The organism is Conyzicola sp. (assembly GCF_046714715.1).
In the GTDB taxonomy this organism is placed as follows: domain Bacteria; phylum Actinomycetota; class Actinomycetes; order Actinomycetales; family Microbacteriaceae; genus Conyzicola.
In genome coordinates this window covers 1-12614 of record NZ_JBKKAD010000225.1, presented here as the reverse complement: position 1 = coordinate 12614, position 12614 = coordinate 1, and the positions used below count along the sequence as shown (strand labels likewise).

Here is a 12614-nt window from a genome sequence, read left to right as displayed (position 1 = left end):
GGCACGGCTTCCATGTCGCGATCGAGAACTGGCAGCACGACATGAACATCGGGTCGATTGTGCGCAGCGCCAACGCGTTCGCCGCCGAAACCGTGCACATCATCGGCCGACGCCGCTGGAACAAGCGGGGCGCCATGGTCACCGACCGCTATCAGCACGTCATGAATCATCCGGATGTCGCGTCGTTCGTTTCTTGGACGCGCGAGGCCGGCCTCCCCATCGTCGCGATCGACAACATGCCGGGCGCCGTGCTGATCGAGACGTTCGACTTCCCGGAGCGGTGCGTGCTGCTGTTCGGGCAGGAGGGGCCGGGCCTCACCGACGCGGCGCTCGCCGCCTCCGACGTGCAGGTGGAGATCAGCCAGTTCGGCTCGACCCGCAGCCTCAACGCCTCAGCCGCGGCCGCCGTGGCGATGCACGCCTGGGTCACCCAGCACGTGAGCTTCTAGCGGTCGGGCTGGCTAGGCGCCGATCGGGCTCGGGCGCAGCTCGCGCAGGGTGCGGAACCGTCCCTGTTTGAGCGCGCCGAGCGCCGATGCAGCGAGTGAGATCAGCAGCCACGCCGCGAGCGGCAGCACCGACGCCCAGAAGGCCGCGGGCGATCCGCCGTACATCAGCTGCCGCACGCCGTCGACGGCGTGGCTCATCGGCAGCCCCTGGTGGATGAACGCCAGCGGTGCCGGCAGCGTCTGCCACGGGAAGGTGCCGCCGGCGGTCACGAGCTGCACCACCATCAGGATGAGCCCGATGAACTGGCCGACACTGCCGAGCCACACGTTCAGCGCCAGGATGATCGACGCGAACGTGATCGAGATGAACGCGAGGAACCCGAGCAGGCCGAGCGGGTTGGCCGAGTGCATGCCGAGCCCGAAGGTGACGATGGCGAACAGCCCGGCGACCTGAAGCACGCCGAGCAGCGCGGGGGTGAGCCAGCCGGCGAGTGCCGTGCGCACCGGACGGCGCACGGCGGTGAGCGCGCGACGCGACAGCGGCCGCACCAGCAGGAACAGCGCGTACATGCCGATCCACGCGGCGAGGGTGATGAAGAACGGTGCGAGCCCGGCGCCGTAGTTCTCCGCCTCGGTGAGCGACGTGCGCTTCACGAGCACGGGGTCGGCGATCGCGGCCGCGGCCTTGGAGCGCTCGGCGTCGGTGGATCCGGGGATCTTGACGACCGCGTCGCCGAGCGAGGTGCTCAGCTCGCTCGACCCGGAGGCGAGAGAGTCGATGCCGGTCGAGAGGTCGGTCGCGCCGGTCGAGAGCTGTGCGGTTCCGGTGGCGAGACCGGATGCGCCGGATGCCGCGGACTTCGCGCCACTCGCGAGGGTCGCCGCTCCCGTCGCCGCCGTGTGCACGGCGTTCGCCAGCACGGGGGCCTGGGCGTTGAGCGTGTTGGTTCCGGCGGAGACCTGGGCCGCGCCCGACGACAGCGTGCTGAGCCCCGGAGCGATCTTGGCCGTGCCGTCGCTCACACCGGTCGTGAGGGCGGCGAGTTGAGCGAGCTTCTTCTGGATGCTCGTGCTCTCGTCGGGTGTGACGATGCCGTCGGCGAACGCCGCGGCAGACTCGGTCTGCACCGCGGCCGACAGCTGGCTGGCCTGCGCGGCGGGAGTGACGAGCGCGGCCTCACCGGTAGCGGCCGTGCTGGCTCCGCTCGCGACGGATGCCGCCCCGGTCGCGAGGGCGGCGGTGCTGCCCGGCAGCGCGCCGGCCTGCGTGTCGAGCTGGCTGAGGCCCGTGCTGAGCTTGGTCGCGCCGGTCGACAGCGAGGCGTTGCCGGTGCTGAGGCTGGCCGCGCCCGAGGCCGCGCTCGCGGCGCCGTCGGCGAGGGTGTGCGCGCCGGTCGCCGCGGTCGCGGCACCGTCGGAGAGCTGCGTGGCGCCGTCGGCGGCGTCGATGAGCCCCTCGCGCACCTGCTCGAGCGAGTCGAGCAGCGTTCCGGCCGCCTCCTCGCCGAGCTGCTCGGCGACCGTGACACGCACGGCCTCGGCCGCGCGTTCGGCCAGCGTGGAGCTCAGGTAGCTGTTGGTGTCGCTCGTGGTGAGCGCGAGCTGTGCGGCCGTCGGGTCGTCGCCGCCCGCCGACACGAGGTCGGTGGAGAAATCTGCCGGGAAGGTGAGCCCGAAGTCGTACTCGCCCGAGACGATGCCCGCCTTGGCCTGTGCCGCGCTGACCTCGACCCAGCCGAAGTCCATGCCGTCGAGCAGTTCGTCTGCGGCATCCTGCCCGTAGTTGACGGCCACACCGTCGTCGTTCGTCGCGCCCGTGTCATCCACCACCAGGGCCGCGGGAATCTGGTCGAGTCGGCTGTACGGGTCTTGGTTGCCCCACAGGTAGAGACCGCCGTAGACGAGGGGCACGGTCATGAGGGCGACGAGCGAGAGGATGCCCATCTTGCTCGAGGTGAGCCGGGCGAGCTCGGTGCGGACGAGGGTGATGATCATGACTGGCTTTCTTCGGTCAACACGGGGATTGAGCTTGTCGAAATCTCGTCGACGGCGGGCTCGAGTTCGGAAATCGGCGACAGCGCGTCGCGCGCGCCATACGAGAGCAGGATGCCGCGGGTGGCGGCGTCGGTGACGACGACGATGGTGACCCCGCGCTGCGCGATGGCGGCGAGGCTCTCGTACCACTCGGCGGGGTCGCCTCCGTGGCGCTCGGGCGAGGTGACGATGAGGCCGTCGACCCCCGGGCGCAGCAGCGCGAGTTCGCTGAACATGCGGGTGCGCCGCGCGGGAGGCAGGGCGCGCACGGGCACGGCTCCGTACTCGCCGATGCCGGTGCGGTCGAGGAAGTCGCGTACCGCCCGGCGTGACGACGGCTTGCCCGCGAACGAGAACTCTTCGGCCACGATGCTCGCGAGGCTGAGGCCCGCGGTCGGCTCGGCGACCACGGGGGTGTCGACGAGGGCGGTGCTCCTGCGCAGTTCGTCGAGGTCGTCGCGGCCGTCGATCGTGACGTGGCCGGAGTCCGGCCTGATCCGCCCGCCGAGCAGCAGCGAGACGAGCATCGGGCGCTCGGCGGTTTCGACCGCGAGCACCGAGATCTGGCCGTCGGCGACGGTGGCGGTGAGCGGGGGCACCGAGGCGCCGAGGCCCTGCCCGATCGCGACCGATTCGAGTGCGATGCGCATCAGGATGCCGCCTTCCAGGCGAGTTCGGGGTGGGAGTCGACGAACCGGTTCGCGTCTCGCCAGCCGAGACCGATGCTGCCGAGGGTGGAGAGGATGACGAGCCGGTGGCCGTCGGCTTCGGGAAGCGGATGTTCCGTGGACTCCTCGAGCACCGAGAACATCGCGTCCTCCATGAGGCGGGCGAGCCGTTCGGCCGAGATGTCGTCGCGGATGGTGCCGGCGTCGCGGCCGGTGTGGATGGCGTCGAGCACGCCGCGCCGCAGCGGCTCAAGCGCCTCGTCGATGTGATGCTTCAGGCCGCTGCGCACGGTGAAGACGGTCATGACGCGCACGTCCTCCACCTCGTGCCAGAGGCGCGAGGCGATCAGGGCGAGCCGCACGACGGGGTCGGCATGCGTCACCGCCTCGAGTGCGGCGGCGACGCGACGCGACCCGAGCGATACCAGCTCGCGCAGCAGGTCGTCGCGGCTGGCGAAGTGCCCGTAGACCGAGCGGCGGCTGAGACCCGCCTCGGCCGCGATTGTTTCGAGCGAGGCATCCGGATTCTGATTCAGCACCACCTTGGCGGCCTCGATGAGGGCGGCCCTGTTCTGGGTCGCGTCGCGTCGCGGTGTACGGGTCGAGGTGTCGGTCACTCGTTCGATTGTAATAACTTGCACAGCGTTGTGCAAGATCGTGTTTCGCGACGGGCGGCTAGAATTGGGTGTAATCCCGTACAAACGAGAGGGCAACCCATGCCAGCTATCGTCATCATTGGCGCCCAGTGGGGCGATGAAGGCAAGGGCAAGGCCACCGACCTGCTCGGCAGCCGCATCGACTACGTCGTGAAGTTCAACGGCGGAAACAACGCCGGCCACACCGTCGTGATCGACGGCGAGAAGTACGCGCTGCATCTGCTGCCCTCCGGCATCCTCAGCGAAGGTGTCATCCCCGTCATCTCGAACGGCGTCGTCATCGACATCGAGGTGCTCTTCGAAGAGCTCGACGCGCTCATCGCGCGTGGCGTCGACGTCTCGCGCCTGATGATCAGCTCGAACGCGCACGTCATCACCCAGTACCACCGCACGCTCGACAAGGTCACCGAGCGCTTCCTCGGCAAGCGCCAGATCGGCACCACCGGCCGCGGCATCGGTCCGGCCTACGCCGACAAGATCAACCGCGTCGGAATCCGCATCCAGGACCTGTTCGACGAGAACATCCTGCGCCAGAAGGTGCAGGGTGCGCTGCACCAGAAGAACCACCTGCTGGTGAAGATCTACAACCGCCGCGCCATCGAGGTCGAAGAGATCGTCAGCAACCTGCTGTCGTACGCCGAGCGCTTGCGCCCGATGGTCGCCGACACCGCGCTGGTGCTCAACGACGCACTCGACGCGCAGAAGATCGTTCTGTTCGAGGGCGGCCAGGCGACGATGCTGGATGTCGACCACGGCACGTATCCGTTCGTCACCTCCTCGAATTCCACCTCGGGCGGAGCCTCGACCGGATCGGGTATCGGACCGAACCGCATCGACCGCGTGATCGGCATCGTCAAGGCCTACACGACCCGCGTCGGCGCCGGCCCGTTCCCCACCGAGCTGCACGGCGAAGACGGCGAGTGGCTGCGCCAGAAGGGCTTCGAGTTCGGAACCACCACCGGCCGCCCGCGCCGCACCGGCTGGTACGACGCCCCGATCGCCCGCTACTCGGCGCGCATCAACGGCGTCACCGACTTCGTGATGACCAAGCTCGACGTGCTCAGCGGGCTCGAGAAGATTCCCGTGTGTGTCGCCTACTCCGTCGACGGCGTGCGTGTCGACGAGGTCCCGGCGTCGCAGAGCGACTTCCACCACGCGGTGCCGATCTACGAAGAGTTCGACGGCTGGCAGGAAGACATCACCGGCGCACGCGAGTTCAGCGACCTGCCGCAGAAGGCGCAGGACTACGTTCTCGCCATCGAGGCGATCAGCGGCGCGCGCATCTCGGCGATCGGCGTCGGCCCCGGCCGCGAGGCGATCGTCGTGCGGCACGACCTGATCAACTGACTCATTACCACGCGATCCTGAGCGGCGCTTGGCTCTGACGCACAGCTACGAGGAGTCGACTGAAGTAATGGAAATCGCATACACGGCCATCGCCCACGCAACCGGAGGCGGCCGCGACGGCCACGTCCGCTCCGAGGACGACCTGCTCGACCTCGACACCCGTCCGCCCAAAGAAATGGGCGGCACGGGCGAAGGAACCAACCCCGAACAGCTCTTCGCGGCCGGCTACGCCGCCTGCTTCCTCAGCGCGATGCACGTCGTGGGTCGCCGGCTCAAGGTCGACACGAAAGACGCCGCAGTGTCGTCGAGCGTCGGCATCGGCTCGAACGGCGAGGGCGGATTCGGCCTCGAGGTCGAACTGCACGTCTACGCGCCCAACGTTCCCGTCGAGCAGCGCCAGGAGCTCGCCGACGCCGCCCACCAGGTGTGCCCGTACTCGAACGCGACCCGCGGCAACATCGAGGTCACGGTAACGCTGGTCGACTAGTCGCGACTGCCGGTTGAGTAGGTTGCTCTGCGACCGTATCGAAACCCCACCCGCGGTTTCGATGTAGGACGTAGATTCCTTCCTCGCAGGCTCGGTCGGCGCTGGGGTCGCGCAATCGCTGGCGCGATTGCCATCGCTCCACCGCGCTTACTCAACCGGCTCTGGCTGGCAGACTTGTGCGCATGACCGCTGCCCGCCCGCCCCGCACCCCGCTCGTCGGCGACTTCATCCGTCTCGATCCGCTGCTGAAGACCGACGTACCCGACCTCTTCACGGCCATCGCGCATCCGCTCGTCTTCGCCGGCGGATTCGGCGGCGGGCCGGCCGGCTACACCGACGACCTCGCCGACTTCACCGCGTTCGCCGACTCGTACTTCGCGTGGGAGCGCAGCAATGTGCACGCCGTGCGCCTGGTCGGCGGCGAGAACGACGGCCTGCTCGTCGGCACGTCGACGCTGGGCGATTTCGACCTCGATCTCGAGCACGCCCACATCGGCTGGACCGCCTACGACCCGCGCGTCTGGGGAACGGCCGTCAACGCCGAGGCGAAGCTGATGCTGCTCGGCACCGCGTTCGACAACGGGTTCGGCCGGGTGAAACTGCAGGCCGACGTGCTCAACGAACGGTCTCGTGCGGCCATCACGAAGATCGGCGCCCAGTTCGAGGGAATCGTGCGCCGCGACCGTCGCAGGGCAGACGGCACCTGGCGCGATTCGGCCATCTTCTCGGTCGTCGTCGACGAGTGGCCCGAGGTGCGCGCCGGGCTGCAGGCGCGATTGGCAGCATATGGTGCAGAACCCGTCCGTTTGCGTGCGGCGCGTGACGGAGGCTGACGGTATCGTCCATACGTGCCGTCGACGACAACCCCCACCCGCAGCCTGTCGATAGTCCTGCAGTTCGTGGGCATGGGGCTCGTCTGGGGTGCCAGCTTCCTGTTTATGAAGATCGCCCTCGACGGGGTCTCGTTCTACCAGGTGGCGTGGTCGCGCCTCGTGCTCGGCGGGCTCACCCTCGGCGTGATCGTGCTGCTCACGCGCCAGCGACTGCCGCGTGAACGGGCGGTCTACCTGCACTTCCTCGTGATCGCGTTCACCAACTGCGTCATCCCGCACCTCGCGTTCGCGTGGGCCGAGCAGTACGTGTCGTCCGGGCTCGCGAGCATCTACAACGCCGTCACCCCGATCACCACGGCGCTGATGGTCACGCTCGCGTTCCACGTCGAGAAGCTGAACCGCGGCCAGGTGCTCGGCATCGGTATCGGCATCGCCGGGGTGATCGTGATCATCGCCCCGTGGCAGCACGCCGCGTTCACGGGCGACCTTGCCGGGCAGCTCGCCTGCCTCCTCGCGGCCACCTGCTACGGCTTCAGCTTCGGCTACACCCGCAGGTTCCTCAGCCACCGGCCGATTCCGGGTGCGAGCTTCGCCTTCCTCAACATCGGGGTCGCCGGGGCCATCATGCTCGTGCTCACGCCGGTCATCGCCTGGCAGCCGGTCGAGCTCGATCCGGGCATCGTTGCGAGCCTGCTCACCCTCGGGGTGCTCGGCACGGGGGTCGCCTACATCTGGAACATCAACGTGCTGCGCGCGTGGGGCCCCACCAACGCGTCGACCGTCACCTACATCACACCGGTCGTCGGAGTGCTGCTCGGCGTGCTCGTTCTGGGCGAGACCTTCTCGCTCAACCAGCCCGCCGGAGCCGCTCTCGTGTTCGTCGGCATTCTCTTCACCCAGCAGCGCATCCGGCTGTCTCGTCGAAGTCTGGCCACCCAGTAGTCTCGAACAATGGCAGAAGAGACAGGTTCGGCCGAGCTCACGGGGCTTCGCCAGAGCATCGACAACATTGACGCAGCCCTCGTGCACCTGCTCGCCGAGCGCTTCAAGTTCACCCAGCAGGTCGGCCGGCTCAAGGCCGCGACCGGCATGGCGGCGTCGGATCCCGAGCGCGAGAAGGTGCAGATCGCCCGCCTCCGCGCCCTCGCCGAGGAGAGCCACCTCGACCCCGCCTTCGCCGAGAAGTTTCTGAACTTCATCGTGGCCGAGGTCATCCACCACCACCAGTCGATCGCCTCGACCGGCGCTATCGCGACGACCGACCTCATCAACGACCTGCCCGACGGCCTCTCCAGCGACACCGACCCCATCGACGCATGAGCTGGCTTCCCAGCCGTCTGCCCGATCGGCGCGGCCGGGTCTACGTCGTCACCGGCGGCAACGCGGGGCTCGGCTACTTCACCGCGGAGCAGCTCGCCTCGACGGGCGCGCACGTCGTTCTCGCTTCGCGCGACGGCAAGAGGGCGGATGCTGCGATCCGATCCATTCGCGCGCGGCTGGGCCGCGCGTCCCTCGACCGCATCACCGTCGACCTGTCATCGCTCGAATCGGCCGAGGCGGCCGGCCGAGCGATCGCCGACTTCGACAGGCTCGACGGTCTCGTGCTCAACGCCGGAGCCGTCACCGGGTCGCGCGAACGCCAGGAGAGTGTCGACGGCCTCGAACTCGTGCTGGCCACCAACTACGTCGGGCATTTCGCGCTCACGGCGCGCGCGTGGCCGATCCTCGCGCGCACGCCCGACAGCCGCGTCGTCGGGCTCGGTAGCCTGTCGACCGAGCTGGTCCGGCTCGACCCCGCCGATCTGATGAGCGAGCGACGGTACGGCTTCTTCCGCGCCTACGCGTTCTCGAAGCACGCGCTCCACGGCTTCACCCTCGAGCTCGACCGCCGCGCGCGGGCCGTGTCGGCCGGGGTAGCCGGCGTGCTCGCCCACCCGGGATACGCGATCGACGGGCTGACCCCCGTGCGTCCCGGGGTGGTGTCGCGCGGGGCGGGCGACCGTCTCTACGGCGCGACGACCGCCGTCGGGGCGCAGGGCAAGAACCGCGGCGCCGCGTCGACCGTGCGCGCTCTGCTCGACCCCACCGTCGTCGGCGGCGAGTACGTCGGCCCGGAGTTCCTGACCCGCGGCCGCCCGGTGCTGCAGCGGCCCGCGGCCTCGAGCGCGTCACCCGAGTTCGGCGCGTACCTCTGGGCGCAGAGCGAGCTCTGGACGGGTGCCAGCTTCGACGTCACCGCTGGTTGATCAGGTACCTACTGCCGGTTGAGCGCGGTGGAGCTATGGAAATCGCGCCAGCGATTTCGCGACCCCAGCGCCGAGTGAGCTTGCGAAGGAGGATTCAGCGCCGTATCGAAACCCCGGCACGGATCATCCGATTGCGTCGTTTGGGGCAGTCAACTCTCTCGACTGCCCCAAACGGCGCAACAGGCGCGACCTTCGACGGGGTCGGCTGCTCAGTACCCGACGATCGGCCCGAACGCGTCGGCGAGCGTTCCGCGGTGCGCGGCCTCGAGCTCGGCGATCGTCGCGGTGAACTCGCCCTGCACCTCAAGTTCGCTCGAGTTGTCGGTGACGCCGATGCGCAGCACCGGGTAGCCGCGACCCTCGCACAGGCCCTGGAAGCGCACGTCGTCTTCGCGCGGAACCGACACCAGCACCCGGCCGGTCGATTCGCTGAAGAGTGCCGTGGCCGCATCCACACCGTCTCGCTGAATGATCTCGGTGAGCCAGACGCGTGCGCCGACGCCGAAGCGCAGAACGGCCTCGGCGAGGGCCTGCGCGAGGCCGCCGTCGGCGAGGTCGTGCGCCGAGGCGATGAGGCTCTGGTCGCCGCCAGCGGCGATCAGTTGGGCGAGGCGCATCTCGGCCGCGAGGTCGACCGCCGGCGGGCGCCCGCCGAGGTGGTCGTGGATCGTGCCGGCCCACGCGGAGCCGTCGAGCTCGAGCGCGGTGGTGCCGAGCAGGTAGATGTTGTTGCCCTCGTCCTGCCAGCCGCTGGGGATGCGCTTGGCGACGTCGTCCATCACGCCGAGCACGGCGATGACGGGCGTCGGGTGGATCGGCACGTCGCCGGTCTGGTTGTAGAACGACACGTTGCCGCCGGTCACCGGGATGTCGAGCTCGAGGCAGGCGTCGCTGAGCGCCTCGACGGTCTGGGCGAACTGCCACATGACCTCGGGGTTCTCGGGGCTGCCGAAGTTGAGGCAGTCGCTGACGGCGACGGGGGTCGCGCCGGTGACGGCCACGTTGCGGTAGGCCTCGGCGAGGGCGAGCCTGGCGCCCTGGGCCGGGTCGAGCTGGCAGTAGCGTCCGTTGGCGTCGGTCGCGACCGCGAAGCCGAGGCCGCTCTCCTCGTCGATGCGCACCATGCCGCCGTCGTCGGGGAAGCTCAGCGCGGTGTTGCCCATCACGTAGCGGTCGTACTGGTTGGTGATCCAGCTCTTGTCGGCGAGGTTCGGGCTGGCGAGCAGGGTGAGCGTCTGGCTCTTCAGCTCTTCCCCGGACGTCGGGCGGGCCAGGGCGGCGGCCGTGTCGGCCTGCAGCGCGTCGATCCAGGTCGGGTAGGCGACCGGGCGGTCGTACACCGGGCCGTCGACCGCGACCGTGCGCGGCAGCACGTTGACGATCTCCTCCCCGTTCCAGTTGATGATGAGGCGGCCGGTGTCGGTGACCTCGCCCAGAACGGACGTCTCGACGTCCCACTTCTCGACGACCTTCAGGAAGCCCTCGAGCTTCTCGGGGGTCACGATCGCCATCATGCGCTCCTGGCTCTCCGACATCAGAATCTCTTCCGCGGTCATTGACGGGTCGCGCAGCAGTACCTTCTCGAGCTCGATGAACATGCCGCCGTCGCCGTTGCTGGCCAGTTCGCTCGTGGCACACGAGATGCCGGCCGCACCGAGGTCCTGGATGCCCTCGACGAGCTTCTGCTGGAACAACTCGAGGCAGCACTCGATGAGCACCTTCTCGGCGAAGGGGTCGCCGACCTGAACGGCGGGACGCTTCGTGGGTCCGCCCTCGTCGAAGGTGTCGGACGCGAGAATGGATGCTCCGCCGATGCCGTCCGCGCCGGTGCGCGCTCCGAAGAGAACGACCTTGTTGCCGACTCCGCGCGCGTTGGCGAGGTGCAGGTCTTCGTGGCGCAGAACGCCCACGGCCAGCGCGTTGACCAGGGGGTTGGCCTGGTAGACGCTGTCGAAGTAGGTCTCGCCACCGATGTTCGGAAGGCCGAGGCAGTTGCCGTAGTGGCTGATGCCGGCCACGACGCCGTGCACGACGCGGGCCGTGTCGGGGTGGTCGATCGCGCCGAAGCGCAGCGCGTCCATCACGGCGACCGGGCGGGCGCCCATCGAGATGATGTCGCGCACGATGCCGCCGACGCCGGTCGCGGCGCCCTGGAACGGCTCGATGAAGCTCGGGTGGTTGTGGCTCTCGATCTTGAAGGTGACCGCCCAGCCCTCGCCGACGTCGACGACTCCCGCGTTCTCGCCCATGCCCACCATGAGGTTCTTCTTCATGCTCGGGCTGACCTTCTGGCCGAACTGGCGCAGGTAGTTCTTGCTCGACTTGTACGAGCAGTGCTCGCTCCACATGACCGAGTACATCGCGAGCTCGCCGCTCGTGGGACGCCGCCCGAGGATCCCGCGGATCGCGAGGTACTCGTCTTCCTTCAACCCGAGGGCGCCGTACGGCTGCTCCTTCTCGGGGGTGGCGATAGCGTTCGAGACGGTGTCGGCGACGCCTCTGGAGGGGGTGGTTACGGTCACGATTGAGAACTCCCAGAGTTGACGGATGCCGGAAGCCCCCAGTCTACCGGCGGCAGGGCCGGGGTGCTGGGCCGCCCGTGGCCGCGGCCTGCCCCGCCCCGCCCTGCGCCCGCGCAGGTTTTGGTCGCTAGGTGCGCATCTCGGCAGCGGGAAGAGCATCTGGCGACCAAAAGTGTGTTCAGCCGGGTCAGCCGGCGGCGCGCAGGGCTCGTGTGACCCGTTCGACGGCCTCGTGCGGGCGGCCGAACAGCTGGCCCTTGCGCACGCGCACCGTCGCGTAGCCCGCCCGGTGGAAGTTCTCTATGCGCGTCTCGTCGCGGTCGTACTGCGCGCTGCTGGTGCGGTGTTGCTCGCCGTCGTACTCGCTGATCACCTTCCACTGGCGGAACAGCTGGTCGGCACGGCCGAGCCACTTCCCGGCGTCGTCGTAGATGTCGACGCCGACCTCCGGTTCCGGCAGACCCGCTCGCACGAGCAACAGCCGCAGGTGTGTCTCCGGTCGTGACTCGACGCCCTCCCGAACATGCTCGATCGCGGATGCCGCGGCCCGCGCACCCCACCCGGAGCCGCCATCGACCGCCGCCCTCAGCTCGGCGATCGTGGCGTAGGGGCGCGCGTCCGCGGGGTCGAGCACGAGGGGGTCGAGCACGAGGTGGTCACCGACCGCCACCATGTCGTCGAGCCCGAGCGGCCTTCCCAGCGAGATCCAGGTGCTCGCCGGATCAGCGATAGGCAGGCCGAACCGATCGAGAATGCGCGAGGTGGCCGGCGCCTGGTGCCCACTGATTCCGGCGCTTCGCGGGGCGCGCCCCGGCGAGAGCGTCGAGACGTCGAGTGGCTCGGCGTCGGTGAACGGGGTAGGCAGCGGAGCTTTCCAGAGCCGGGCGGCGGTCGTGTGGCTGAAGAACTGGCCCGCGCGCAGCAAAGGAGCGTATGACCGGCACCGGGCGATGACCGCCGCGAACTCTTCGGCGGCCCGTGTGCTCGGGAAGACGCCGAACCGCGATAGTTCGACCCGTCCGGCCGAGTCGACACGCACTCCGCGGTACGGGGCTTCAAGGTCGCGGCCGCGCAGGCGGCCCGCCGTGATCCCGGCCGCTCGAGCCGCGCCGACCGCGAACGGCTGCTCGCGCCACCGTGGTGGAGGTTTCTTGCGGCTGCCCATGACCCCAGCGTGGCGCGGCGAGCCAGCATCCGCAGATCTTCTCCACAGCTCGCGCGCCGGCCCAACTTCTGGTCGCTAGATGTACTCGGCCATCACATTGGTGACACCCGGTTGATGGGGGCGGTTCCGATGCCGGTGTGGATGCGTTCAGTGTTGTAGTAGTTGAGCCAGGGGGCAAGGGCGTCGGCTCTCTCTTGTCCGCTGGTG

12 protein-coding genes are annotated in these 12614 nt (G+C 69.1%); 7 read left to right on the top strand and 5 right to left on the bottom strand.

What is annotated here, in order from left to right; genetic code table 11:
- The coding region (locus tag ACLQ6X_RS17520) for a TrmH family RNA methyltransferase (RefSeq protein ID WP_411701428.1) at window positions 1-449 on the top strand (449 nt) is incomplete at its 5' end.
- Between the two features lie 12 nt (window positions 450-461).
- On the opposite strand, the gene ACLQ6X_RS17515 is transcribed toward ACLQ6X_RS17520, so the two are convergent.
- The 3 genes from ACLQ6X_RS17515 to ACLQ6X_RS17505 are packed head-to-tail and all read right to left on the bottom strand — an operon-like array spanning window position 462 to window position 3768.
- Window positions 462-2444: a YhgE/Pip family protein gene (locus ACLQ6X_RS17515; RefSeq protein ID WP_411701427.1), complete on the bottom strand. Its 1983-nt coding sequence runs from the start codon at window positions 2442-2444 to the stop codon at window positions 462-464.
- Entirely contained in the window at window positions 2441-3133 is a 693-nt protein-coding gene (locus ACLQ6X_RS17510) for a hypothetical protein (RefSeq protein WP_411701426.1), read from the bottom strand. The genes ACLQ6X_RS17515 and ACLQ6X_RS17510 overlap by 4 nt, the downstream gene beginning before the upstream one ends.
- Entirely contained in the window at window positions 3133-3768 is a 636-nt protein-coding gene (locus ACLQ6X_RS17505; protein WP_411701425.1) for a TetR/AcrR family transcriptional regulator, read from the bottom strand. Before ACLQ6X_RS17505 ends, ACLQ6X_RS17510 begins: the two co-directional genes overlap by 1 nt.
- Before the next feature lie 99 nt (window positions 3769-3867).
- Here ACLQ6X_RS17505 and ACLQ6X_RS17500 point away from each other — a divergent pair, with 99 nt between their 5' ends.
- From ACLQ6X_RS17500 to ACLQ6X_RS17475, 6 genes are all read left to right on the top strand, one after another.
- The gene (locus tag ACLQ6X_RS17500; RefSeq protein ID WP_411701424.1) at window positions 3868-5154 is read left to right on the top strand and encodes an adenylosuccinate synthase; all 1287 of its coding nucleotides are present in this window, start codon (window positions 3868-3870) and stop codon (window positions 5152-5154) included.
- 67 nt (window positions 5155-5221) lie between these two features.
- Entirely contained in the window at window positions 5222-5641 is a 420-nt protein-coding gene (locus ACLQ6X_RS17495) for an organic hydroperoxide resistance protein (protein ID WP_411701423.1), read from the top strand.
- Between the two features lie 182 nt (window positions 5642-5823).
- Complete coding sequence (locus ACLQ6X_RS17490; protein ID WP_411701422.1) at window positions 5824-6474, top strand: GNAT family N-acetyltransferase; 651 nt, start codon at window positions 5824-5826, stop codon at window positions 6472-6474.
- A 15-nt stretch (window positions 6475-6489) separates the two neighbouring features.
- Complete coding sequence (locus ACLQ6X_RS17485) at window positions 6490-7416, top strand: DMT family transporter (RefSeq protein WP_411701421.1); 927 nt, start codon at window positions 6490-6492, stop codon at window positions 7414-7416.
- A 9-nt stretch (window positions 7417-7425) separates the two neighbouring features.
- Window positions 7426-7794, top strand: coding sequence for a chorismate mutase (locus ACLQ6X_RS17480; protein ID WP_411701420.1), 369 nt, complete (start codon window positions 7426-7428; stop codon window positions 7792-7794).
- On the top strand, window positions 7791-8720 hold the full coding sequence (locus tag ACLQ6X_RS17475) for an SDR family NAD(P)-dependent oxidoreductase (RefSeq protein WP_411701419.1): 930 nt from the start codon (window positions 7791-7793) through the stop codon (window positions 8718-8720). The genes ACLQ6X_RS17480 and ACLQ6X_RS17475 overlap by 4 nt, the downstream gene beginning before the upstream one ends.
- 209 nt (window positions 8721-8929) lie before the next feature.
- On the opposite strand, the gene purL is transcribed toward ACLQ6X_RS17475, so the two are convergent.
- On the bottom strand, window positions 8930-11245 hold the full coding sequence (purL, locus tag ACLQ6X_RS17470) for a phosphoribosylformylglycinamidine synthase subunit PurL (RefSeq protein ID WP_411701429.1): 2316 nt from the start codon (window positions 11243-11245) through the stop codon (window positions 8930-8932).
- Between the two features lie 184 nt (window positions 11246-11429).
- Window positions 11430-12407: a hypothetical protein gene (locus tag ACLQ6X_RS17465; protein WP_411701418.1), complete on the bottom strand. Its 978-nt coding sequence runs from the start codon at window positions 12405-12407 to the stop codon at window positions 11430-11432.
- Window positions 12408-12614 lie beyond the last annotated feature (207 nt).

Excerpts from the sequence above, each read along its gene's own strand:
- ACLQ6X_RS17465 (WP_411701418.1), bottom strand. The coding sequence starts at position 12,407 with ATGGGCAGCCGCAAGAAACCTCCACCACGGTGGCGCGAGCAGCCGTTC.
- ACLQ6X_RS17490 (WP_411701422.1), top strand. The coding sequence starts at position 5,824 with ATGACCGCTGCCCGCCCGCCCCGCACCCCGCTCGTCGGCGACTTCATC.
- ACLQ6X_RS17515 (WP_411701427.1), bottom strand. The coding sequence starts at position 2,444 with ATGATCATCACCCTCGTCCGCACCGAGCTCGCCCGGCTCACCTCGAGC.
- ACLQ6X_RS17495 (WP_411701423.1), top strand. The coding sequence starts at position 5,222 with ATGGAAATCGCATACACGGCCATCGCCCACGCAACCGGAGGCGGCCGC.
- ACLQ6X_RS17500 (WP_411701424.1), top strand. The coding sequence starts at position 3,868 with ATGCCAGCTATCGTCATCATTGGCGCCCAGTGGGGCGATGAAGGCAAG.
- ACLQ6X_RS17480 (WP_411701420.1), top strand. The coding sequence starts at position 7,426 with ATGGCAGAAGAGACAGGTTCGGCCGAGCTCACGGGGCTTCGCCAGAGC.
- ACLQ6X_RS17475 (WP_411701419.1), top strand. The coding sequence starts at position 7,791 with ATGAGCTGGCTTCCCAGCCGTCTGCCCGATCGGCGCGGCCGGGTCTAC.
- ACLQ6X_RS17510 (WP_411701426.1), bottom strand. The coding sequence starts at position 3,133 with ATGCGCATCGCACTCGAATCGGTCGCGATCGGGCAGGGCCTCGGCGCC.